General features: G+C 63.3%; 22 protein-coding genes. 20 read left to right on the top strand and 2 right to left on the bottom strand.

Annotation, left to right across the window (positions count from 1 at the left end; translation table 11 throughout):
• Positions 1 to 39: 39 nt before the first annotated feature.
• Complete coding sequence (gene ruvC, locus NZ746_03795) at positions 40 to 549, bottom strand: crossover junction endodeoxyribonuclease RuvC (protein ID MCS6816486.1); 510 nt, start codon at positions 547 to 549, stop codon at positions 40 to 42.
• A gap of 198 nt (positions 550 to 747) precedes the next feature.
• Between ruvC and NZ746_03790 the strand changes: the two genes are divergently transcribed.
• Complete coding sequence (locus NZ746_03790) at positions 748 to 1,248, top strand: hypothetical protein (GenBank protein ID MCS6816485.1); 501 nt, start codon at positions 748 to 750, stop codon at positions 1,246 to 1,248.
• Between the two features lie 26 nt (positions 1,249 to 1,274).
• On the opposite strand, the gene NZ746_03785 is transcribed toward NZ746_03790, so the two are convergent.
• On the bottom strand, positions 1,275 to 2,279 hold the full coding sequence (locus tag NZ746_03785) for a TGS domain-containing protein (protein MCS6816484.1): 1,005 nt from the start codon (positions 2,277 to 2,279) through the stop codon (positions 1,275 to 1,277).
• Between the two features lie 118 nt (positions 2,280 to 2,397).
• Between NZ746_03785 and NZ746_03780 the strand changes: the two genes are divergently transcribed.
• The 19 genes from NZ746_03780 (at position 2,398) to NZ746_03690 (ending at position 23,610) form a co-directional block, all read left to right on the top strand.
• On the top strand, positions 2,398 to 3,711 hold the full coding sequence (locus NZ746_03780) for an aminotransferase class V-fold PLP-dependent enzyme (GenBank protein ID MCS6816483.1): 1,314 nt from the start codon (positions 2,398 to 2,400) through the stop codon (positions 3,709 to 3,711).
• Positions 3,712 to 4,008: 297 nt separating this feature from the next.
• Positions 4,009 to 4,692, top strand: coding sequence for a hypothetical protein (locus tag NZ746_03775; protein MCS6816482.1), 684 nt, complete (start codon positions 4,009 to 4,011; stop codon positions 4,690 to 4,692).
• Between the two features lie 99 nt (positions 4,693 to 4,791).
• The gene (locus NZ746_03770) at positions 4,792 to 6,105 is read left to right on the top strand and encodes a tetratricopeptide repeat protein (GenBank protein ID MCS6816481.1); all 1,314 of its coding nucleotides are present in this window, start codon (positions 4,792 to 4,794) and stop codon (positions 6,103 to 6,105) included.
• Entirely contained in the window at positions 6,089 to 7,447 is a 1,359-nt protein-coding gene (locus NZ746_03765; GenBank protein ID MCS6816480.1) for an O-antigen ligase family protein, read from the top strand. The genes NZ746_03770 and NZ746_03765 overlap by 17 nt, the downstream gene beginning before the upstream one ends.
• Positions 7,444 to 8,478, top strand: coding sequence for a GDP-mannose 4,6-dehydratase (gmd, locus tag NZ746_03760; GenBank protein ID MCS6816479.1), 1,035 nt, complete (start codon positions 7,444 to 7,446; stop codon positions 8,476 to 8,478). Before NZ746_03765 ends, gmd begins: the two co-directional genes overlap by 4 nt.
• Before the next feature lie 72 nt (positions 8,479 to 8,550).
• Positions 8,551 to 9,615 (top strand): GNAT family N-acetyltransferase, encoded by a 1,065-nt coding sequence (locus NZ746_03755; GenBank protein MCS6816478.1) that lies wholly within the window; start codon positions 8,551 to 8,553, stop codon positions 9,613 to 9,615.
• The gene (locus NZ746_03750; GenBank protein MCS6816477.1) at positions 9,612 to 10,217 is read left to right on the top strand and encodes an acyltransferase; all 606 of its coding nucleotides are present in this window, start codon (positions 9,612 to 9,614) and stop codon (positions 10,215 to 10,217) included. Before NZ746_03755 ends, NZ746_03750 begins: the two co-directional genes overlap by 4 nt.
• Positions 10,218 to 10,339: 122 nt before the next feature.
• Entirely contained in the window at positions 10,340 to 11,827 is a 1,488-nt protein-coding gene (locus NZ746_03745) for a lipopolysaccharide biosynthesis protein (GenBank protein MCS6816476.1), read from the top strand.
• A gap of 139 nt (positions 11,828 to 11,966) precedes the next feature.
• Positions 11,967 to 13,142, top strand: a complete 1,176-nt coding sequence (locus NZ746_03740; protein ID MCS6816475.1) for a putative sulfate/molybdate transporter — start codon at positions 11,967 to 11,969, stop codon at positions 13,140 to 13,142.
• Positions 13,143 to 13,254: 112 nt separating this feature from the next.
• Complete coding sequence (locus NZ746_03735; protein MCS6816474.1) at positions 13,255 to 14,448, top strand: glycosyltransferase; 1,194 nt, start codon at positions 13,255 to 13,257, stop codon at positions 14,446 to 14,448.
• Positions 14,449 to 14,454: 6 nt separating this feature from the next.
• Positions 14,455 to 15,840: a glycosyltransferase family 4 protein gene (locus tag NZ746_03730; protein MCS6816473.1), complete on the top strand. Its 1,386-nt coding sequence runs from the start codon at positions 14,455 to 14,457 to the stop codon at positions 15,838 to 15,840.
• Positions 15,803 to 16,978, top strand: coding sequence for a glycosyltransferase family 4 protein (locus NZ746_03725; protein ID MCS6816472.1), 1,176 nt, complete (start codon positions 15,803 to 15,805; stop codon positions 16,976 to 16,978). Before NZ746_03730 ends, NZ746_03725 begins: the two co-directional genes overlap by 38 nt.
• A gap of 10 nt (positions 16,979 to 16,988) precedes the next feature.
• On the top strand, positions 16,989 to 18,218 hold the full coding sequence (locus NZ746_03720) for a glycosyltransferase family 4 protein (protein ID MCS6816471.1): 1,230 nt from the start codon (positions 16,989 to 16,991) through the stop codon (positions 18,216 to 18,218).
• Between the two features lie 21 nt (positions 18,219 to 18,239).
• Positions 18,240 to 19,424 (top strand): glycosyltransferase family 4 protein, encoded by a 1,185-nt coding sequence (locus NZ746_03715; GenBank protein MCS6816470.1) that lies wholly within the window; start codon positions 18,240 to 18,242, stop codon positions 19,422 to 19,424.
• A gap of 97 nt (positions 19,425 to 19,521) precedes the next feature.
• Positions 19,522 to 20,925, top strand: a complete 1,404-nt coding sequence (gene leuC / locus NZ746_03710) for a 3-isopropylmalate dehydratase large subunit (protein MCS6816469.1) — start codon at positions 19,522 to 19,524, stop codon at positions 20,923 to 20,925.
• Positions 20,922 to 21,515, top strand: a complete 594-nt coding sequence (locus NZ746_03705) for a 3-isopropylmalate dehydratase small subunit (GenBank protein ID MCS6816468.1) — start codon at positions 20,922 to 20,924, stop codon at positions 21,513 to 21,515. The genes leuC and NZ746_03705 overlap by 4 nt, the downstream gene beginning before the upstream one ends.
• Before the next feature lie 286 nt (positions 21,516 to 21,801).
• Positions 21,802 to 22,224 carry a hypothetical protein gene (locus NZ746_03700; protein ID MCS6816467.1) on the top strand — a complete coding sequence of 141 codons (423 nt, stop codon included), beginning with the start codon at positions 21,802 to 21,804 and terminating at the stop codon, positions 22,222 to 22,224.
• Positions 22,225 to 22,227: 3 nt separating this feature from the next.
• Positions 22,228 to 23,088: a F0F1 ATP synthase subunit A gene (atpB, locus tag NZ746_03695; GenBank protein MCS6816466.1), complete on the top strand. Its 861-nt coding sequence runs from the start codon at positions 22,228 to 22,230 to the stop codon at positions 23,086 to 23,088.
• A 207-nt stretch (positions 23,089 to 23,295) separates the two neighbouring features.
• On the top strand, positions 23,296 to 23,610 hold the full coding sequence (locus tag NZ746_03690) for an ATP synthase F0 subunit C (protein MCS6816465.1): 315 nt from the start codon (positions 23,296 to 23,298) through the stop codon (positions 23,608 to 23,610).
• Positions 23,611 to 23,635 lie beyond the last annotated feature (25 nt).

Raw genomic sequence — 23,635 nt, 5'->3', positions numbered from 1 at the left:
GGGGCATTCTATCAGAAGGCTCCCTGAAGCGCCATGGGATTACGACGGCGTTGGAAGCGGCCCGGAGGAGCGCTGGAGAACACTCAGATGATGCGCGTGGCAGATGGCGACGGCCAACGCATCGGCGACGTCATGGGGTTCGGGAACCTCGGGGAGATCGAGCAAGACGGCCACCATGCGTTGAACTTGAAATTTCTCAGCGCGACCGTATCCGACGGTCGCACTCTTGACTTCCAAGGGCGAGTATTCGGAGACGGGCACGCCCATCCGCGCTGCCAAAAGCAAGACGACACCGCGCACATGGCCGAGCTTAAGGGCGCTCTTGGGATTGATCGCTGCGAACGCTTCTTCCAACGCGACAGCTTCGGGTCGAAGGCGATCTAGAACGTCCTGGAGGCGCTCGGCGATGTAGAGCAGTTTCTGCGCAAACGGACGATTGCGGGGAGGGCGAATGGCACCGCTTTCGACAAGCCGATGCGTTCGGCCATCCGTCTCGATGACGCCGTAACCGGTCGTCTCGCTGCCGGGATCAACACCGAGGATTCGCATATGCCGCACTTCTGGTCCTCCCTTCCCGCGCCATCGCATGAGAAGAGAGCTTCCCGAGCAAAGAGGCATTCTACGCGAATCGGGAAAGCGCGGGCAAGAGAAGCTCGCCGAGAGACGGCGCGCGCTTGACCGCTTCGGAAGCGATCGAGCTATACTCTCCCCTATGCTCGGCGAGACTGGAACTGGAGGATGAGGAGGATGAATCCGGCGCATGTGCATTTGCTGCTCAATCACATTCCGGTCATCGGCCTCTGGTTGGGCATCGTGCTGTATCTCGTGGCCCTCGTGAAGAAGCCTGAGTGGCGATCGCTCAGCCTGGGCGTCTTCGTGCTGATGGCCGTTTTGACGCTTCCCGCCTATTTAAGCGGAGAACCGGCAGAAGAGATGCTCCACGGATGGCCCGGCATCTCGGAAGCGACCATTGAAGAGCACGAGGAAGCGGCCTTGCCCACGCTCATCACCATGCTCGTTCTGGGAGCGGTCGCACTTGTGGGACTGGTGCGCTTTCGCTCCGCGGGGACATGGTCCCGAGGATACGGATGGTTCGTCCTCGTGCTCGCGCTCGCGGCGGGAATCCTGATTGGTCGGACGGCGCATCTGGGCGCGTACATTCGGCATCCGGAGATCCGTTCGACGACCCCAGCGACGGCGTCCGAGCCGAATGAGTTTCAGGGGCAAGGACGACAAGAATCGCGGTGACGGCCAATGAGGAGAAGCGCACGAGGTCACACGTGCAACTCGATGATGTCCCCATCCTGGAGCACGTGATCGCGGTGGACGAGCTGGCCGTCGAATTTCCCGACCCCCCAAATGCGCGCGTACTTCAAGCGCTCGACGAAGTCCCGATGGATCGCGCGGGCGATGTCAGCGACGGTGCTCCCACGCTTGAGCACGAAGGGAGCGGTCAGGTCGGGCTTCTTTCCTGGCTCCTTCGTGTAGACGCGGATGATGTCGAGCAGAGCGTAAACCTCGCGGCGCAACGCCTCCAGATTTTCCCCCGTCTGAGCGGAGACGGGCAGCAGGCGAAAGCGCTCGCCGAGCCACTCCCGCACAAGCTCCACGTTCTCACGCGCCCCCGGCAGATCGAGCTTCGTGCCGAGAACCAACGCGCGTTTGACTGCCGATGTCCGTCCTCCTTCCGGCCCTGGGGAAGAATCGGCGAGCGAAAGCGAGCGGAGATGGATGTTCGCCTGTTCCAAAAGGAGCAGCGTCTCTTCGATCCTCGTGAGCACATCGTCATCGGCGAGATCGAACACCAGCAACGCGGCATCGGCGTTTCGCACGAGTGCCAACATCCATGGCTCTGTGTAAGCAGGAGCGAGCGGCGGCATGTCCACGAGCTGAATCTGCACGTTCTCGAACTCCATCATGCCCGGCATGGGCAGCCGCGTCGTGAACGGATACGCGGCGATCTCCGGCGTGGCGTGCGTCAAGCGGGCCAAGAGCGACGATTTCCCCGAATTGGGGGGACCGACAAGCACGACTTGTCCGGCCCCTTCCTTCTCCACGTGATAGAAGGGCTTATGTCGGGCCGTGCTCGGCCGCCGTCCCGCTTCCTGTCGGAGCTTCGCGATGCGCCGACGGATGTCGGCTTGCATCTTCTCGGTCCCTTTGTGCTTGGGAATGGTGGCGAGCATCTCTTCGAGGGCGGCGAGCTTTTCCTCGAGAGTCGTCGCCGCGCGGAACTTTCGCTCAGCCTCCAGATATTCCGGCGTCAGATTGGCCGGCATGGCGACCTCCTCTTCACAAGCCCCCCATGGAGTTCTCTTCCCGCGCCTATTATACCAGGCAGCGTCATTGGGGCGCTTCTCGCATCCGGCCAGGATGCGGCGATTCAGGAGGACAGAAATGCGCGCACCCTTCTCGAATGGATTGCACGCTGCGATTCGGGAGAAATTCTGGCACGTGTCCGAAGATCACCAGGGCACTCCCAGGATTTTCTTCGACAGTGGAGCGGGGAGCCTGGTGCTCAAGTCAGCGCATGCGGCCATTGAGCGCGCCTCGCGCCTCAGCTCCTATGGCGGCGGCCCCTTTCCCGACTCCCAATGGGTGGATCAAGTGGTGGCCGACGCGCGCGCGGCTGTTGCTGATCTCCTCAACGCTCCCTCCCCCGAACAGCTCTTCACCGGCGAATCGGCGACGGCCCTCTTGCGGCGCCTCGCGGAAGCGATCCTCCCAGGGCTCCCGGATCGAAGCCGCATCCTCATCTCGGCGACCGATCACAACGCTAACGTGGACCCATGGCGAACGATGGCGGCTTCTCTGTCGTCGAAGCAGTTCGACGTTCAGCTCGTGCGCTTCGATCCGAAAACGGGCACGGTGGATCTCGACCATTTGGAATCGCTCGCTGACGCGCGCGTGCGCGTCGTCGCCGTCTCGCACGCTTCGAACGTGCTCGGCGCGGAGAATCCTCTTCGGGAGATCCGCCATCTTCTCCATCGCGCGGCGCCCGAAGCATGGCTCATCGTAGACGGCGTGCACTTCATCCCTCATGGACCTGTGGATGTGCAGGCCATGGGCGCCGATGCGTACGTCTTCTCCAGCTACAAGATCTTCGCTCAGCGCGGATTGAGTTGGGCGTATGCGAGCGATGCGATCCTCCAGCTCCCGCATTATAAACTCGCTCCAGCTCCGGAGCGCCCGCCGGAGAGTTGGGAATGGGGCTTTCGGAATCCGGCGGATTTCGCACCGATCATCGAAGTCGTCGAATATCTCGCGTGGCTGGGGCGCCAATGCTTTCCTTCTCCGACCGCGGAGATAGCCGACCGGCGCCAATGGGTGCGGCTGGGACAACAGGCGATTCGCCAGTACGAGCACGAACTGGTGCGGGCGATGCTCGATGGAGTGGATGGAACGCCGGGATTGCGCGCGCTCGAAGGGGTGATGCTCTATGGGATTCGCGAGCCGGAGTTCTATCCCGTGAAGGAGCCGACCTTCAGCTTCAACGTCGCCGGATACACGAGCGATGAGGTCGCCACATGGCTGTGGCAACGCCATCGCATCGCCGTGCGCGGGGGCGATCATTATGCCGTCGAAACGCATCGGCAACTCGGCGTTCGGGAGAGCGTGCGGGCTTCGCTCGCTCACTACAACACGGTCGAAGAGGTGCGCGCGTTCCTCCAAGCCCTCGCCGAATTTCTCGCCGAGAGAAAGCGTGGATGAAGCCCACCGTTGATCGCGGGCGCCTCTTCGGATCGCGCTGCGCCGATGTGGGGAAAGGGTGAGCGCGAGGTCGCGTCGAAGATCGCCTTGACTTTCCTTCCCTGTCCGTAATACCATGCCGAAGACGTGACGCGGAGAGGCGAGCGCATCGGTGATACGGCGCGCCTAAGGGAACTCTCGGGCGAGTCGGTTCTCCTACGAGGCGTCGCGCGCGATCGGCATTGCGCAGCGAGTTGCCCGATGGATGAGGGATGCGAGCGACGGCACGTTCGGCGTGTGTAACGGAGGCAGCGGCCGATGATGCGAAAGGTGATGATCGCATTGCTCCTCTTGCTCTCAATAGCTCGCCCGTTAACCCTGAAGGCCGAGATGGCCAGTCGCCTCGCGAGGGATCGAAATATCCCGATTGGGGAAGTGATTGCCAATGGGTCGGTATTCCTGAATGGGGTGAGGGTGACCTCCGGGAGCACGGTCTTCAACGGGGCGAGTCTTCGCACGGCGCGCGAAGCCAGAGCGATCCTCGCGCTTCGAGCCGGAGCGGGAGTGATCGCCTTGCTGCCGGAGAGCGAAGCGCGTGTGCGAGAGGTGAATCGCACATGGACGATTGAACTCGCGCAGGGAGAGATCCTCGTTCGCGCGCGAGAGGCGACGGAGGTGATCTGCGAAGGCGTGCGCGTGCGCTCGCCGTATGGGAATGGGTATCGCCTCACCACAAGCGGCGAGGGCATTCGCGTAGACGCGCTAGAAAACCCCGTGATGATTCACGCTGCAGGTGAAGAGCTGAGACTCTCGGCCGGCCAATCGCTCCTCTTGCACGGGGGGACCGCGCAGGTGGCGCCGCAATCCCCACAGCCACGGCGTGCGCGTCGAAACGTCGTGCTCCCCGCCCTTGTCCTCGGGGCCCTCGTCGTGACGTTGGCTCTGACGGTCGCCCGCGGCGAACGGTCGAAGGTTGTCAGTCCCGTCGCGCCACAGCGGTGACGCACAATGGTTCGGCGCCTTCTCCTGCTCAGGCGGTCGGACGAACGAACGTGCGGGAGATCGCCCTCAGCGCTCCCGGAATCCTCCCTCTGCGCCCGGATGCCTCTCTCGAAGCTGCCGTCGGAGGCGGGGATCGTCATCGCTCTCTCTTCCTTGCGCGCTCGCGCGCTGTTTCTCTTGATCTGGCTCGCGCTGCTCGGCTATGGGATGCATCATCTCGTGCGCGAGTTTCGCGGATACGCGCTGGCGATGCTTTTTCAAGACGCCGAGGGATTGGAAGAGGCGCTGCGATTCATCCCGAAGGCGCCGGAAGTGCACGAGCAGCTCGGAATGATCCACTTGCTCGATCCCACGCACTTCGATCCGTCGAAAGCCGTGGCGTATTTTCAACGGGCCGTCGCGCTCTCTCCTCAAGACGCGCGCTACTGGATGGGGCTTGGACGTGCTTACGAGGCGAAGGGAGCGTGGGCGCGCGCGGCGCAGGCGTATGAGCGGGCCGTCACCTTGGCTCCGTACCATTTTCGCCCTCGCTGGCTTTATGCGAATTTCCTGCTGCGCGCCGGGCGAACGGATGCTGCGCTCGAGCATCTGCATGCGCTCGTAGCGATGACGCCGGACGTTGTGGAGAACGTGTGCGATTTGATCTGGCACGTGCGCGAAGGGGACGTCGCTGTGCTGCAGCGCTTGGCCGAAGGTCGCCCGGCGTGGGTGGTGGTGAAGATCGGGGAGTACCTTCTGGCCAAGGGTCGAGCGGAAGAGGCGATCGCATTGTGGTGGGCACTCCCACACTGGGACGCGGCGACACGAGAGGGCGGGCGGCGTTTGGTGCGCGGGCTGGTCCGCGCGCGGAAATGGAGAGAGGCCGAACGCGTCTGGCACCAGTGGCTGCGGCGGGAGTATGGGCGTGAGCCCGCGACGACGCTCTGGAACGGCGACTTCGAGCATCCCATCGTCGAGGGGGGATTGGACTGGCGGATCGCCTCTTCGCGGGAAGTCGCGGCCGGCATTGATGAGAGCACGGGATACGGAGATTCGCGCTCGCTCCTTCTCGAATTCCGCGCGCGAGAGAACGTGCGCTATACCGGTGTCGCGCGCGAGATCGTGGTCGAGCCCGCGACGCGTTACGTGCTGCAATTCGCGTATAAGACGCAAGGAATGCTCTCGTCCAATGGACTGTACGTCGAAGTCACCGATGCCGAGGATGCGCGCCGAATGCGGGTGCGATCGGAGCCGCTTCCCGCGAGCGAGGAGTGGGTCCTCATGCGATTGGAATTCGTGACGACGGCCGAGACGCGCGCGGTGCGAATGGTGCTCGGCCGCGAGCCGGTGCATCCACTGCACGATTACATTCGCGGACGCGCATGGTTCGATGCGTTCGCGCTCACGCGAGTATCCGATGATCCGAGTGCTTGAGCGCTTTCTGCTAGCGGGCCTGCTGGCCGCTGTGTTCCTTGCGCCGTGGATGTTCGGCGCGGTGGAGCCGTGGGCGATTCACGCCCTCACGGCTCTTCTTCTAATCTTGCTCGCGCTTTGGGGTGTGAAGGCCGTCCTTGAGCGAGCCGTGCGCGTGCACGTGACGCCGATTCATGGCGTGCTCGCGGGCGCCCTGCTTGTAGCGGCCCTACAACTCACCCGCGCGCCGAGCTTATCGCCGGAGACCGTTGGTTCTGGTGCGCCCGCCATCGTGCGCACTGGAGCTTCTCAAGATCCTTCAGGGACACGTCGGGCGATGTGGCGGCTCGCGCTTCTGAGTGGGTACTTCGGATTGGCCATTGAGCTGCTGCGCAGCACGCGCCGCATGGCAGCAGCGTTCGTCGTGCTCTTACTCTTGGGGTTCTCGCTCGCGCTCGTCGGCCTGGTGCAGAAGCTCGCCGGAAGCGAACGGCTGCTGTGGGTGCGCGAAGTGGAAGCGGCGGAGATCGCCTTCGGCCCGTTCGTCAATCGGAATCACGCGGCCGGGTTTTTGGAGATGCTCTTCCCGTTGCCGGTGGCCGCGATCCTCGGGCGCGGAGTAGCCCGCGAGCGGTGGGGGATATGCGCCGTCCTGGCGTTGGTCATGGGGATCGCCATCGCGCTGACGGGATCGCGAGGGGGGGTGCTCGTGCTGGGCGTGCAAATGCTCGCGCTACCGCTGCTATGGAGGGCGATGAACGCGGGTGCGGATCGGCGTCTTCGTTCCGGCGTGCTGATAGTGGCACTGCTGAGCGCGGGGATCTCGGCGGGCGTCTTGTGGATCGGAGCCGAACCGATCGTGAGCCGATGGCGGATGCCAGAGGACGTGGGAGCGACACTCTCAAATCCACCCGATCGCCCGAGGATCTGGCGGGCGACGGGGGAGATGATCCGAGATCATTTTTGGGGAGGGGTCGGCTTGGGCGCATATCCGGTCGCCTACACGCGCTACGATCGCTCGACCGGATTCGCTCGAGTTGAACAAGCGCACAACGATTACCTGCAGCTTGTGGCTGAACTGGGCGTGAGCGGGGTTCTGTTACTCCTCGGACTACTATTCGCGCTGTGGCGTGCCACGTGGCGAGCCTTGGCGCGCGTCGCCGACTCCCCGACCGCGCGATTTGAGCGCGCGCTCGCGCTGGGGGTGACAGTTGCCCTCTTGGGCGTGGGCATTCATAGCGCTTTCGACTTCGGCCTGCAGGTGACGGCGAATGCGCTTCTGTTCCTGCTCCTTGTCGCGCTCTTGGAGAACCTCGGCGCTCAAGGAGCGAATCGCCAGCTCATCGAGGAGAAGGGGATATGAAGCGAGCGCTCATCACGGGCATCACGGGACAAGATGGATCGTATCTGGCAGAGCTCCTGTTGGAGAAGGGGTACAAGGTCTACGGGATCGTGCGACGGACGAGCACGACCAATCTGGGGCGGATCGCGCATCTGGAAGGAGAGATCGAGCTGATTTACGCGGATCTGCTCGATGAGAATTCGTTGATCCACGCCCTCAAGGTGGCCGAGCCTGATGAGGTCTACAATCTGGCCTCGCAATCGTTCGTACCGACCTCATGGAGTCAACCGGTATTGACCGGCGAGTTCACCGCCCTCGGCGTCACGCGCCTGCTCGATGCGATTCGCGTGGTGAATCCGCGCATTCGGTTCTATCAAGCGTCCAGCAGTGAGATGTTCGGAGAAGCGCGCGAGGTGCCGCAAAACGAGCAAACGCCATTTCACCCGCGTAGCCCCTATGGGGTGGCCAAACTCTACGGCCATTGGATCACGATCAACTATCGCGAATCCTACGGGATGTTCGCCTGCTCGGGCATCCTCTTCAATCACGAGAGCCCGCGGCGCGGGCTGGAATTCGTGACGCGGAAAGTGACGCACGCCGTCGCGCGCATCAAGCACGGATTGCAAAAGGAGCTGCGTTTGGGGAATCTGGAAGCGCGGCGCGATTGGGGATATGCGAAGGACTATGTGGAGGCGATGTGGCTCATGCTGCAGCAAGATGAGCCCGACGACTATGTGATCGCGACGGGCGAGACGCATTCGGTGCGCGAGCTGTGCGAACTGGCTTTCGGCTTCGTCGGCTTGGATTATCGGGATTATGTCGTCGTGGACCCGAGCCTCTTTCGGCCGGCCGATGTGAATCTCCTGGTGGGCGATGCCTCGAAAGCACGGCGCCGTCTAGGATGGGAGCCGAAAGTGCGCTTCGAGGAATTGATCAAGATGATGGTGGAAGCCGATCTGGCGCTCGTCGCCCAGCAATTGGCTGAGCGCGAGACGACGGAAGGCTCGCGGCCCCAAGGCTTCGCGGAGTCGGCAAAGCCGCTGGTGCGATGAAGGCGTGCGGGTGGCTGCTGATCCAGAGGATCGAGGGATGAAGCCCCGGTAAGTGAAGGGCACGATCTCCCGATGGGGAGAGAGCCCGACGCAACGGATGCGTGGGGGATTCGAATGCAGGTGCTGGATCCAGCGCCGTCGGAATTGTGGGATCGTGTGTGCGCGCGTTGTCCATATGCCACCTTCTTTCACACGCGCCTGTGGGCGGAGGCGATGGCGGCGACCTTCCCTCACCTTCGCATCGCGACGCGCGCGTATCTCTTCGAGGACGGCACGGTGGCGATCGTTCCGCTCATGCGGTATCGCGCCGGACTTCGCGGTCTCTTTCGCGGCTACGAATCGATGTTCCCGGGCGTCTACGGAGGGATCATCGCCGAAGGGGATCTCTCCCCAGAACAGGTGCGCGCGATTTACGCGAGCGTGCGGGGACCGCGCACGGCATGGGTGCGTCTGTTCGGCAATCCCTATGCGCCCTTTGGAATACCGGAAGCGTTTCGCCCGACGGTGCTCTTCACGCAAGCCTTGCGCCTGTCGGGGGAGTACAAAGACCTCTGGCGCCAGTTCTCACGAGGGAATCGCAGCAATATTCGCAAGGCGATGCGTAGTGGGTTGCAGGTGACTCTCGCCGAGAGCGAGAGCGATTACGCGCAGTACTACGCGGCCTACCAGGACGCATTGCGACGTTGGGGAGAGCGAGCGACCAGTCGCTATCCGTTCACCCTGTTCCAAATCTTGCGCCAATACGATGCGCGATACGTGCGCCTGTGGCTCGTGCGAAAGTCCGGAGTGGTCATCGGCGGGATTCTCGTCCTGTATCACAATCGTCATGCCGTCTATTGGCACGGCGCGTTCGTCGGGGCCTTCCTCGAATATCGGCCGAGCAATCTCGTGCACGCTGAAGCCATTCGCGATGCGTGCGAGCGGGGCTACGAATGGTACGACTTCAACCCGAGCGGCGGTCATGCGGGCGTTGTGCGCTTCAAGCAATCATTCCATCCGCAGATGCTCTACTTCCACGCGGCGGAGGTCGGAGGTAATGAATTCTCCCGCATGTATGCGACGGTGCGCGCGCGCTTGCTCTCCAGCATCTCCCGCGGGTGGTTCGCCGATCGGACGAAGAGGGATTATGACCTATGACGTGGAGGGACCTTCTCCGCCTCTGGCGTCGCATGCAGTCCGATCTGAAGCGCGCGTATTACGAGGAGAAGCTCCGCGATGAGCTTCAAGCACGAGCGCCCGGCCTTCAACTGGGCCGACATGTCACGATCATTCGGCCGGATCGGCTCATCCTGGGGGAGAACGTCATCATCCACGACCACTGCGTGCTCTACTGCGCGGGGCATGCGCCGGAGTATCGTCAGGGAGGACGCATCGTCATCGGCAATCACGTCGAATTGGCTTGGGGATGCATCCTGCATGGAGGTGGGGCTCAGATCATCCTCCGCGACTTCGCGATCGTGGGGGCCGGAGCCGTGCTCGTCTCGGAGATGTACAGCTATCGCGATCTGAGTCGGCCGGCGCGCTTTCAGCCGAAGCGCATGGGCGACATCGTGGTGGAGGAGAATGCGACCATCGGGGCGAATGCCGTCGTTCTGCCCGGCGTCACCATTGGCCGCAGTGCGATCGTCGGCGCTGGCGCTGTCGTCACGCGGGACATCCCGCCTTTCTCCATCGCCGTCGGTGTTCCGGCGCGCGTCATCAAACGCATTGACGCCGTAGAAGCCGCGCGCGATTCCTGAGGCTTGGGTATCTCGCGCCGACGCTCGATCGTCCAGCATCACGGCCGAGCCCACGCTGAGATAGACACCGCCGCCATATGCGACGATCGGAGATCGAATCCGAGGGACATGCGGAGCAAAGGATGGCGACCGCGCTCTTGGTCCGAGCGGCGCGCGGCGCGTTGTGGTCCTGGAGCGCGCAACTCTTCAAGCAGCTATTGCAGCTCGGGATCATGGCGATCCTCGCCCGATGGCTCACTCCGGCCGATTTCGGGCGCGTGGCGATGATCGGCGTCGTGACGGGATTCTTGAACCTCTTCAGCGAGCTGGGAATTGGCCCCGCCTTGATCCAGAAGCGCGAGTTGAAGAGCGCGCACCTTTCGGCGGCCTTTTGGGGGAGTTTCGTGACCGGTTTGGCGCTGATGCTCATCCTGATGCTCAGCGCGCCGCTGGTCGCCGTTGCCTACGCGGATGCGTTGCTTGTGCCGCTTACGCTTGCGCTCGCCGCGAATTTCCCGCTGGTCGCATTGGCGACCGTACCACTCAACCTCCTGCAGCGCGAGCTTCGGTTGGGGCGGCTCGCCCTGGTGGAGATCCTCGCGCTCGGACTCGGCGGAGCCGCCGCCATAAGCCTCGCGTTTCGTGGAGGCGGAGCGTGGAGCTTGGTGGGACAAACGCTCGTGGCGTCGGGAACGACGGTCATCGCGGCATGGGGAATGCTCTCTGTGCGCCCCCAAGAGCTGGGGAACCCGACGCGCGTGGATCGCGACGCTCTGCGAGAGTTATTGCGCTTCGGACGACCGCTGATGGGGATCAACGTCTTGAACTACATCGCTCGGAATGCGGACAATGCGCTCATCGGGCGATTCCTCGGAGCGCAAGCGCTCGGGTATTATGCCCTCGCCTATCGGCTGCTGCTCTTCCCATTGCAAAACATCTCGTGGGCGCTTGGGCGTGCGCTCTTCCCGGCGCTGGCGCGAGTATCCGATATGGAGCACGTGCGCGTGGGCTATCGGCGCGTGGTCGAAGGAATCTCCCTCGTGGCCTTCCCGACGATGATCGGCATGGCGATCGTCGCGCCCGAATTGATTCGATTGCTTTATGGGCCGCAATGGGAGCGCGCCATCTTCTTAGCGCGCGTCTTCTGCGTCATCGGAGCACTGCAGGCGATCGGGACGACCATCGGGCCGCTTTGTCTCTCTCAAGGGCGACCGGATGTCTTGTTTCGCTGGAACCTCATCTTCACGCCCGCCGTCGTTGGCGCCATCGCGCTCGGCCTTCGATGGGGGATCGAAGGCGTCGCCCTGGCCTATGCGAGCGTGAGTGTCGCGGCCTGGTACTTCTCGCACGCGCTCGCCAATCGAATCATCGCGTTGCCGATGCGCGTCTTTCTGCGCGCGCTCGCGCCCGCGGCTGCGAGCACCTTCATCATGGCCGGTGGAGTTATGTTCGCTCGCCTCCAGCTCATTCTTCCGCGCACATCGAGCGATCTCGCGGCATTGGCGCTACAAGCTGGTCTTGGCGCGAGCCTCTACGCCTTCGCCCTGAGCCGTCTCCGACCGAGCGCGTTCCGCGAGCTGCGCGAGCTGCTGCGCCTCATTGCTCGGCGCGAGGCGCGCTCGAGCGAATGAACATCACAGTGTGGCCCGCGCGCTTCGCCTACGATGCCGAAGCATCGCTCGGGCTCGGTTCGCCCTTGCCTGCCCCCTCCACGGGAATTTATCCTCTGTGGCTCCTGGCGCGAGATTGCGGAAAGCCGTGGGGGAATCTATGGAGACCATCGCGACGGCGAAATCCAAAGCGTTCCCCATCCGCTTCGACCGCAATGAATGGGCGGGCGCGTTCGGGGACCTGGGCACGGATTTCCCACTGGTCGTTGGCGTCACGCTGGCGGCCCAACTGGATAGCGCGAGCGTGCTCACCATGTTCGGCCTCATGCAAATTCTGACGGGATGGCGATACCGCCTCCCGATGCCGGTGCAGCCGCTCAAGGCGATGGCCGCCATCGTGATCACGCAGAAACTCAGTGGCTCGGTCCTCTACGGAGCCGGATTGGCCATCGGCGTCATTATGCTGCTGCTGTCCCTCTCAGGCCTCATCGAGTGGCTGACGCGAGTCATTCCGAAGAGCGTCGTGCGGGGGATTCAATTCGGACTCGGCCTGCAATTGGCGATGCTCGCTCTGCGGGAGTACGTGCCGGCAGATGGCTTCTTCGGATATGCGCTCGCCATCGTGGGATTCGCCCTCACGCTCATCCTGTTGGGAAATCGGCGATATCCGGTCGCCCTGCTGCTCGTCCTGATGGGCTTCGCCTACAGCCTCGCGTTCAAAATCTCCCCCTCCGCCCTCGTCCAGGGCGTCGGCTTCAGCGCGCCGAAGTTTCACCTTCCCCAATGGTCGGACATCTGGACGGGCGTTCTCCTTCTGGCGTTGCCGCAAATCCCCCTCTCGCTCGGGAACTCGATCCTGGCCACGCGACAGATCGTCGAGGACCTTTTCCCCGAGCGCCGGATCACGGCGCGGCAGCTCAGCCTCACGTATGCGTTGATGAACGTGGTGAATCCCTTCTTCGGGGGCATTCCCACTTGTCACGGCTCCGGAGGAGTCGCCGGACACTACACCTTCGGCGCGCGCACAGGCGGTTCGGTGATCATCGAAGGCGCGCTCTACCTGCTTCTAGGCCTCTTCTTCGGGCGGGGATTTGATGCGATTGTGAAGATCTTTCCGCTGCCGATTCTGGGCGTCATCTTGTTCTTCGAGGGCGTGGCGCTTTTGCGACTGGTGGGCGAGGCCACGTCGTCTCGAAGCGATTGGATGATCATTTTGCTCGTCGGACTCCTGGCGGTCGGACTCCCCTACGGGTATCTCATGGGGATGTTCGTCGGCGTCGTCCTCGCCATCCTGATGAAGCGCGGCCTCGTCGCTGTGGAGGCGAAACGGCCGTAGCGGCGGGTTCGATCCGTGCGATCGCCATGGAGAGAGCAGGAACGCAGACGAAAGCGATGACGGCCGAAACCTCGCGCCTGCGACGCCGACGCGGATGCGCCGGACGGACCAGATGAGGAACACAGCGGATGCGCGGCCTATCGTCGCCGAAGTGAAACCGGAGTATCTGCCGCTGACGGAGACCTTCATCTACGAATACCTGCGCGCGCTGCGTCGTGTGCGCCCGGTCGTCGTGGCCGAGGAGGTGAAGCATCTCGATCTCTTTCCCGTGAAGGAACTCGTTCGCGTGCGAACGTTGGAGCTGACGTTGAGAGAGCGCATGAGGGATCGGCTGCTCGCGATTCTGCTCCGATTCGAGAACGCGCGCGCCTATCGGTATCATGCGGCGCTGCGACGCTTGCATCCGCAGCTTGTGCACGCGCATTTCGGGCCGACAGGGGTTCTCGTGCTCGCGGCCGCGCGACGTCTGGGCGTTCCGCTGATCACCTCCTTCTACGGCTACGACCTCTCGGCTCTCGCACGAGATCCCGCGTGGCGAGCGCGATACCGTCACCTCTTCGCTCACGGCGCGCTCTTTCTCGTCGAAGGCCCGCACATGCGCGAGCGACTCATTCGGCTCGGATGTCCGCCGGAGAAGATCCGCGTGCGACGCATCGCGATTGATCTCGATGAATTCCCCTTTCGTCCGCGCGTGTGGCGCGAGGGACCGCTCCGCTTGCTGCAAGTCGGGCGTCTGGTGGAGAAGAAGGGGCACGAGTATGCGCTGCGCGCGTTCGCGCACGTGCGCTCGCGCGCTCGCGAGAGCGAATTCTACATCATCGGGGATGGACCGCTGCGTCCGCATTTGGAACGACTCGCTGGGGAGTTGGGAATCGCTGGAGCCGTGCATTGGCTGGGCCCTCTCTCGCGCGCGGCGTATCGCGAGGTGGCCGAGCGCTGCCATATCCTCGTGCAGCCGAGCGTCGTCGCCGCCAATGGCGATGATGAGGGAGGAGCCCCCACGGTCCTGCTGGAGATGCAAGCCTCGGGCATGCCCATTGTCGCGACGCGCCACGCGGATATTCCCTATGTCGTTCGCGAGGGGGAGAGCGCTCGACTCGTCCCCGAGCGCGATGTCGCGGCACTCGCCGACGCGCTTCTCGAGCTCATCGAGAATCCCGCGCGGTGGCCCTCGATGGCCGAAGCCGGCCGCACGTTCGTCGCTGAACACCATGACATTCGCCGCGAAGCCCCTCGACTCGAGGCGCTGTATTGGTCGGTGATCGAAGCATCGCGCGCGACGACGCGATCCTCGAACGTCTCTTGAGCACCTATGCCGCGCCGGGTCTTGTTCATCGCTCTGGCGTTCCCACCGCAAAATAGCAGCGGCACATTCCGCTCGGTGAAGTTCGTCAAATATCTCGGCGAGTTCGGGTGGGAGCCCGTCGTCGTCACCCTCGATTGGGCCCGCGTGCTCGCTCCGCAGGAACGAGACGAGACGCTACTTGAAGATCTGCCCCCCGATCTCCCCATCTACCGGCTTGCGCCTTTCAATCCAGTGCAGGCCCTAGGCGAACGGGTGCGGCGAAGGCTCTCGTTCACTTCTCCGCTGGCGACGGGGACCGATCCCGTCACCCTCTCCGAAGTCCCCAGCGAAGATGCGCCGCGCGCGCGGTGGTACCGTCTGCTGCGCGCGCTCTATCACTTCAGCTTAGCGCCCATCGGCGACGAGCATTTCTACTGGGCGATGCGCGCACTGCCCACATGCGTGCGGATCGCGCGGCGACATCAAGTGGAAGCCATCTTCGTCTCCGCGAGCCCGTGGACTTCGGTGATGCTCGGCGTTTGGCTCAAGCGATGGCTCCATCGGCCTCTCATCGTGGATTTCCGCGATTATTGGACGCAGTGGCCGATCAAAGCGCGACGTCCCGTCCGCGATCGCCTCGATGCGTGGGCGGAACGATGGATCTTGCGCGCCGCCGATCGCCTCGTCTGCGTGCACGAGGCCATGGTCGAAGACTTCGCGCGACTCGTTCCGGAGACGATCGCGCGTTCGGTCGTCATCCCGAACGGCTACGATGCGGAGGATTTTCGAACGCTCGTGCGAGTATCCCCTGAGGCCGGCGCTCCGACGACACTCGTGCACACGGGCATGGTGTGGGGAGATGCGGCCACGGCGTTTTTGGAAGCGATCGCCTGGCTCAAGGAGCAAACGTTGACGCCGTCCTCTTGGCGCGTGCATTTCGTGGGAGGATTGCCGCCCTCAAATTTGCGTTTCGTGCGCGAGCGAGGGTTGCACGATGTGGTCGCGATCGAGCCGCGCACGACGCATCGCGAGGTGCTGGCGCGCATGGTCGCCGCCGACGTGCTACTTCTGCTCATCACGAGCCATGAGGGAGGGAGGAAGTGGTTTCCTGGAAAGCTCTTCGAGTACATGGCCGCCGGGCGCCCGATCCTCGCCGTGGTGCCATCGGGATTGGCCTCCGCGTTGATCGCGGAAGCTGGCGTCGGCGTGAGCGTGGAGCCTCGCGAAGGCGAACGACTGCGCACTCTGCTGCGCCACGCGACCCTTGACCCAGAAGGCTTCGCGCGGCAGTTTTATCATCCGCAGCCGGCGGTCATCCGCCGCTACGAGCGGCGCGCCCTAACGCGTCGTTTGGCCGAGATCTTGGAGGACGTCGTTGATCGCGCCCGTGCGAAAGCGCGCTCGTCACAATGAGGTGAACGACGCTGACAAACCGATTCGCGTCGTTCACGTCTCGCCGGCGTACTTCGGCGAACGTTCGATCCTCGGCGGAGGAGAGCGCTACGCCACAGAACTCGCGCGCGCGATGGCGCGGTTGACGCCCACGCGACTGGTGAGCTTCGCCGCGCGCGCGGACGAGCAAGAGTCGCGCCTCGAATGGGCTTCGCTGGAGGTGCGGCTCTTCCGCCCCTTCTGGTATCCGCGTGGGCAGCGGACCAATCCCGTCAGCCTTCGATTCCTCACGGCGCTCGCGGATGCGGACGTCATCCATTGCCACCAATTCCACGTCGTCGCGACGACGCTCGCCATCGCCTATGCTCGCGTCACGGGCAAACGCGTCTTCGTCACGGACCTCGGAGGAGGGGGATGGGACGTCTCCTACCACCTCGACACTGGGCGATGGGTGAATGGGTTCCTGCACCTTTCGCAGTTCTCCGCACAGCGGTTCGCGCGCTACGAAGGGAAGAATCGCATCATCTTCGCGGGCGTAGACGTCGAGCGATTTCGTCCCCTGCCTGGGCGCACGTATGAGACGGTGCTTTATGTCGGACGACTGCTTCCGCACAAAGGGATCAATTATCTCGTCGAAGCCGTGGACGCGACGGTCGAGTTGCGGCTCGTCGGACGGTTGTGGGAGCCGCAGCTCGGTGCGACGCGGAGCGCGGAATACTTGGAGCTGCTGCGGACGTTGGCGCGCGGCAAGTGCGTGAGTTTCATCTTCAATGCTGACGATGAGCGCCTCGTTCGCGAGTATAACGCGGCGCTCGTGACGGTTCTCCCCTCGGTGTACACGGACGTCTTCGGGACGCGGCATGCGACTCCGGAGCTTTTCGGGCTGACGCTTCTGGAAGCGATGGCGTGTGCGACGCCCGTGATCGCGACGACGGTGGGCGCGCTTCCGGAGATCGTCGAGGACGGAGTGACGGGATTCCTCGTCCCACCCAATGATGCGCGCGCATTGGCCGATCGGATCGCGTGGCTGCGGCGACATCCCGAAGAAGCGCGCCGCATGGGGGAACGAGGACGCGCGCGCGTCTTGGAACGATTCACATGGGAGGCCGTCGCGCGCCGGTGCCTGGCGATCTATCGAGAGGCGCTCCGCACGGGATGAGGGTCTCGCGATGCGCATCGTGCACATCACGCTTCATGGAGAGATCGTCGGCGGCACGGAGACGTACGCTGCCGATCTCCATCGGCTCTTGGAGCGAGAGGGGCACGAGATCACGTTGCTGCATGGCCTGGCCGTCACGCAACGGCTTCGGGCGATCACGTCCGCGCGCGTTCATGTTCCCGCGCTGCGACCGAATACCGGACCATGGCCACAGCGCGCCGCCGAATTGCGCCGGATCGTGGAACGACTCGATCCCGATGTCATCCTCGCGCACGATGTGGAGGAGGCCGCCGTGCTTCGCCTCCTCGATCGACTTCGCCCCACGATTCCCTTCATCCACGTTCACAGTCGCTACGTGTGTCCGGGACATGGGAAGTTCTACGCACGCCAGCAGCGCGTTTGCCAAAGACCCTTCAGCCCGTATTGCCTCATCGCCCCATATCTGCACGGGTGCGCGACGCGCCGACCTTGGCGCCTTTGGGCCAATGTTCGCGTGACGAAGCAGTGGATCGAAGCGGCGCGCCAGTTGCCGCGCCTTCTCGTGGCGAGCCAGTACATGAAGCGCGAGCTTATGGCCGTCGGGCTGCCCGAAGACCGGATCGTCACGAATCCCATTTTCGTGCAGCCTGCGCTCGTGGGGGAAGAGCGTCCGCTTCCGGAATCGGAATTCCCACCGACTCCTCTGCCGATCGTTCTGTTCTGCGGACGTCTGTACGCCCACAAGGGCGCTGACCTCTTCCTCCGCGCATTGGAATTCGTCGCGCCTTCCATCCATGCTGTTCTCATCGGCGAAGGTCCGGAACAACCGCGCTTGGAGCGCTTGGCCGCACGCGTGCCGACGCGGCATACCGTCTCTTTTCTCGGATGGCTCGATCGCCCGTTCATCTTTCACTTGTATCGCTGCGCGCACGCCGTCGTCGTTCCATCGGTCTGGCCCGAGCCCTTTTGTCGCGTCAGCGCTGAAGCGCTGTGGCATGGGGCGCCGGTCATCGCTTTTCGCGTCGGGGCGCTTCCGGAATGGGTGCGCGATGGGGAGACGGGATTGCTCGTCGAACCGGGGGACATTCGTGCGCTGGCGGCAGCCATCGAATGTCTGGTGACCCAAGGCGAGCTGATGATCGCGCTCCGCTCCCGCGCGCGCGAATTCGCCGAGGTGATGTTCGCCTCCTGGCGCCATCTGGAATGCCTGATGCGCGCTTTTGAAGATACGCGGCGGGAGTGGGCGAGCGCTCGCTCGTGATCGAGGTCGCGCGAAACGAAGATGCGGATCGTCATCCTCTCCCCTGACTATCCTCCGAAACGGAGCGGGCTCGCGGATCACACGCGGCATCTGGCCGAACATCTTCGCCGACTCGGCCAAAACGAGGTCATCGTGCTCACGACGAGCGTTTCAGAAGGAGGCGCAGCAGTCCCGACGGAGGCGCAGGAGGAAGATGTTGCCGGCGTCCTCGTGCGGCGCGTCATCGCGCACTGGGGATGGCGCGGCTTCGCTTCGCTCGCGCGAGAGATCACTCGCGCGGCACCGGATTGGCTCCTCGTGCCGTATGTGCCCCATGCCTATGGACGAGGAGGGGTAAATTTGGCCTTTCCCCTGATGCTCGTTCGAGAACGGCTCCGGGGACGACGCCTGTTGCTCCTCGTTCATGAGCTCTATGCCGATCTCCCGCTCTTCCCCCTTCGACATTTGAGCGCAGCGCTCGCACAGCGCGCGATGTTCTGGCTCGCTGCCGGCGCCGCGCGCGGCCTCGCCGTCTCGATTGAACCCTGGACAACATGGCTTCGCCAAGCGCCGCCGATCCGATGGACGCGCGCGCGAATCTTTCACCTGCCCAGCCCTTCCAATATCGAACCCGTACCGACCGATCGCGAGCGCGTGCGCCGACACCTTGGCCTTCGGGAGGAGGAGGTCGTCCTCGCTTTCTTCGGGACGTTACACGTCTCGAAGAAACGCATGTGGCTCTTGCGGAGCGTGGAGGCGCTCTCGGCCCGGCAGATTCCAACGCGCCTGCTGGCGATCGGACCCGACTCGGAAGAGCTGCTCGCGCTCGCTCCGATGAAGGTGCGAGAGAAGATCCTCGCGTTCGGATATGTGGACGCGCCGACCGTCTCACGCTTGCTGCAAGCGAGCGATCTCTTCCTTCTCCCCTTGAGCGATGGGGTCTCGACGCGCCGCTCCTCGCTCATGGCCGCTCTCAGCCATGGGCTTCCGGTCGTGGGGACCTCGGGACGGTTGACCGACGAGAGCCTGAAGCATTCGGGAGCGCTTTTGCTTTCCCCGGCAGATGACCTCGATGCATTCCTGCGACACGTCGTCGCCTTAGCCGAGGATGCCGAACGACGCCGTCAGCTCGGCGAACGCGGGCGCGCACTCTATCGCGAGCGCTACGATTGGCCCGTCATCGCTGAGCGCGTGCTCGCTGTCCTACGCGACCTCTCGGAGCGATAATGCGCCCGCGCACAAAGAAGCGCTCGCGAACTCCGGCTTGACGCTGGCGATGGCCAAACCTACAATTCCCCCTTCGCGCGGCGAGGAGAAGACGCCTATGGCCGAGACGCTTTTGGATAAGGTTTGGCGCTGGCACACGGTTCGAGAATTGCCCTCCGGACAGACCCAATTGTTCATCGGCTTGCATCTCATCCATGAGGTGACCAGCCCGCAGGCGTTCTCGATGCTGCGGGATCTGGGCCTGACGGTGCGTTTTCCCCACCGCACATTCGCCACGGTAGATCACATCGTCCCCACGGATTCGCACGCGCGCCCTTTCGCCGATGAGTTGGCCGAACAGATGACCGCCGCGCTGGTGAAGAACTGCCGAGATTTCGGCATCACCCTGTTCGATCTCGGCAGCGGACGGCAAGGGATCGTGCATGTCATCGGGCCCGAGTTGGGATTGACGCAGCCGGGGATGACGATCGCTTGCGGCGACAGCCACACCTCGACGCATGGGGCGTTCGGGGCGCTCGCCTTCGGCATCGGGACGAGCCAGGTGCGCGACGTCCTGGCGACACAATGTCTGGCCATGAGCAAACCTAAACTTCGGCGCATCGTCGTCGAAGGGACATTGCCGCGCGGCGTCTACGCGAAGGATGTGATCCTGACCATCATTCGACGACTCGGCGTGAAGGGAGGCGTGGGATACGCGTACGAATATGCGGGCTCGGCCATCGAAGCGATGACGATGGAAGAACGCATGACCATTTGCAACATGACGATCGAAGGGGGAGCGCGCATCGGCTATGTCAATCCGGATCGCACGACGTTTGAGTATCTGCGCGGACGTCCATTCGCCCCGCAAGGCGACGCCTTCGAGCGCGCTGTCCGATGGTGGCAGCAGGTCGCGTCCGATCCTGGCGCTTCGTACGATGATGAGGTCCACTTGGACGCTTCGACGATGCAACCAATGGTGACCTGGGGAATCAACCCCGGGCAATCCGTGGGGGTGACCGAGCCGATCCCCACCCCCGAAGAGGTGCCTGAAACCGAGCGCACCGCCTATTGGGAAGCGCTCGAATTCATGTCCTTCAAACCCGGGCAGCTCATGCTCGGGACGCCGATTGATGTCGCCTTCATCGGCTCGTGCACGAATTCGCGGCTCTCGGATCTACGCACGGCTGCCGAAGTCGTGCGCGGACGCAAGGTCGCACGTGGCGTGCGCGCATTAGTCGTGCCCGGGTCGGAAGCCGTCGCTCGCGCGGCCGAGGCCGAAGGCTTGCATGAGATCTTTCTCGAAGCGGGATTCGAGTGGCGTAAGCCGGGATGCTCAATGTGCTTGGGCATGAATCCCGATCGGCTGCGTGGACGCGAGATCTGCGCCTCTTCGAGCAATCGGAATTTCAAGGGTCGTCAGGGAAGTCCGACGGGACGAACCTTGCTCATGAGCCCCGCGATGGTCGCTGCTGCAGCCATTGCGGGCGAAGTCGTAGACGTGCGGGAGATACTGCGATGACGTCGGCGGCGATTCGCCAGATCAGCGGTCGAGGAATTCCGTTGCCCGGCGATGATATTGATACGGACCGGATCATCCCGGGGCGATTCCTGCGCGTTGTGACCTTCGAGGGTTTGGAGGCTCACGTCTTCGAGGACGATCGGCGGCAGAACCCCAACCATCCGTTCAATCAGGAGAAGTATCGCGGGGCGTCCTTGCTGATTGTGGGACGCAACTTCGGCTGTGGATCCTCGCGCGAGCACGCGCCGCAAGCCCTTATGCGATGGGGCATTCGCGGCATCATCGGCGAATCGTTCGCCGAGATCTTCTTCGCTAACTGCACGGCTATCGGCATCCCCTGCGTGATGGTCTCGCCCGAAGAAGCCCGATGGTTGCGGGAGACCGTCGCCGAGCGTCCCGAGCTGGAGCTTCACCTCAGCTTGGAGACGATGGTCCTGCGCGCGGGCGATCGCACGATCCCCGTGCAGATGCCCGAAGGCACTCGGCGACAATTTCTGGAAGGGACTTGGAATTCGACCTTCGTCCTCTTGGAAGCCGGAGAGGCCATCGAACGCACCGCTGCTCAGCTCCCCTACTTGACTGGATTTTGATCGAAGGGCTCTGACGAATGGCGACTTCCATCCTTGGGCCGAACGAACGCTAATGCGCACAAGATGCGTTTCGGAACCGAGTGATCTCACCTACGCCCTCGGGATCTGATAGGGCGGGAGGAGGACCGAATCTCTCCGCCATCTTTGTGGCTTCCAGCATAGCGGAGAGCATCGCACCTTGTGCGAGTCCCCCCTTGATTCACGTCCCCAGAGCGGAAGCCGTTACCGCGAATCCAACTCCTGGACAAAACGGAAAGCGGTGGATTACCATTTCCCCCTTTCAGGGATGAGCGAGGCGTGCTTCACATCCGGTGAAGAGCGCGAACTCCACCGGCTGCGACATCGGTTGGAGCGAAACACGTGGCTTGCGCTCGCCGCGATGCTGCTCATCGCGGCGTGGACGAGAGAGCCGGGGGTTATCCTCGGTGTGGCCCTCGGTGGAGCGTTAGGTTGGGCCAACTATAGTTGGCTCTCGGCGAGCACGCGGACGCTCTTCGCTTCGATCGGATCGTCGAGGAAGGCTTCGCGTCGAGCGATCTTGTTCTTCAGCCTTCGAGCGCTCGTCATCTGGGGAGCGATCGGATTCGCTTTCTGGAGCCGGGCGGTTGACATTCTCGCGCTGGTCGCCGGATTCTGCGCCTTCGTCGTAGCCGTTATGCTCGAGGTTGGGTACTGCATCGGTGGCATCCTCTTGGGGAGGGACGAATAGGTGATGGTCGCCACGGGGCTGGCCCTCTTGGCCGTCGGATCGGAAGCCGGATCGGCGCATCATGTCCCGGCACTCGTCGAATGGGTCAATCATGTCTTCGGCCCGACTGTCTATCGCTGGCAACAAGCGCTCATGCCTCGGCTCTATGGGCTTTTCGGCGCCGAGTGGCACGGAGATCCGAATCTCCCAATTCCGACGCACGTCGTCATGTTCTTCGTCGCCGTGCTGATCAGTACGGTGGGACTTCGGCTCTTGCTCGGACGGCTCTCGCTGGAGAATCCGAGTCCGCGTCAGCAGCTCTTCGAGCTGATCTTCAGCGGCTTGCGCAACCTGATGCGGGAGAATATCGGCCCGCACGGATTGCGATATTTTCCCGTGATCGGGACCTTCGCCATCATCATCGGCGTGTGCAACGTCATGGGTCTCATCCCAGGACTCATCGCGCCCACGGCCAACTACAACGTCCCGCTCGCGCTCGCTCTGATGTCGTTCCTCTACTACAACTACGTCGGCATCAAGGAGAACGGGCTTGTCGAATACCTGCGCCACTTCGCGGGACCGGTCCTGGCGATCGCGCCACTCTTCTTCCCGGTGGAGATCGTGAGCAATTCGGCGCGGATCATCTCGCTCTCGATGCGTCTGTTTTGGAACATCTTCGGCGATGAGACGCTGGTGAGCGTCTTCGCTCAGATCGTCGCCTGGGGGGTGCCCGTGCTGCTGATGCCGCTTGGCCTTTTCGTCGCGCTCATGCAGACGTTCATCTTCGTCATGCTCTCGATCATCTACATCGGCGAAGTGACGCATCACGCGGAGGCGAGTACGATCTCGCGCGTCGAGCTTCAGGAGGAAGCGGCTCACGCCTGACGCGAGGGGAGAGCGAAGGACAGGCGCGTCGGCGGCGATGTCTTTCGCTCTCCGCGTGAGGCGGGGAAGGGCCGGGGGCTCAATGTATGGACGAGATTCGATGCCGTCTGGAGCTTCCGTCGTAAGAGGGGGACGGAAGTATACCGGGCATCGAAGGCCTCATACGCCCCGCGCGGCCCTGATGATCACGATGCTCAGGAGGGGGATATGAAACCGATGTTCGCGAGAGCGCTCATGGGGATGGGTTCGCTGCTGTTCTTCACCGCTCCAGCATGGGCGCAGCAAGGTGGGACGGGAGTGACGGACACGACGTTCAAGTACATCTCGGCTGCCTTCGGCATGGCAATTGCCGCGGCGGCGGCGGCTTACGCCGACTCGCGCGCCATCAGCGCCGCGTGTGAGGGCGTAGCGCGCAATCCCGGAGCTGGCGGGCGTCTCCAAACGCTCATGCTCATCGGCGTCGTCTTCATCGAGACGCTCGTGCTCTTCACGCTCGCCGTCATCTTCCTGAAGGTGGTGTGAAGCAACTGTGCCCTCCATGTGGTCT

It is taken from the genome of Blastocatellia bacterium, assembly GCA_025055075.1.
Classification (GTDB): Bacteria; Acidobacteriota; Blastocatellia; order HR10; family HR10; genus HR10.
The sequence above is the reverse complement of the archived record's forward strand: the minus strand, read 5'-3'. Positions and strand labels throughout refer to the sequence as shown.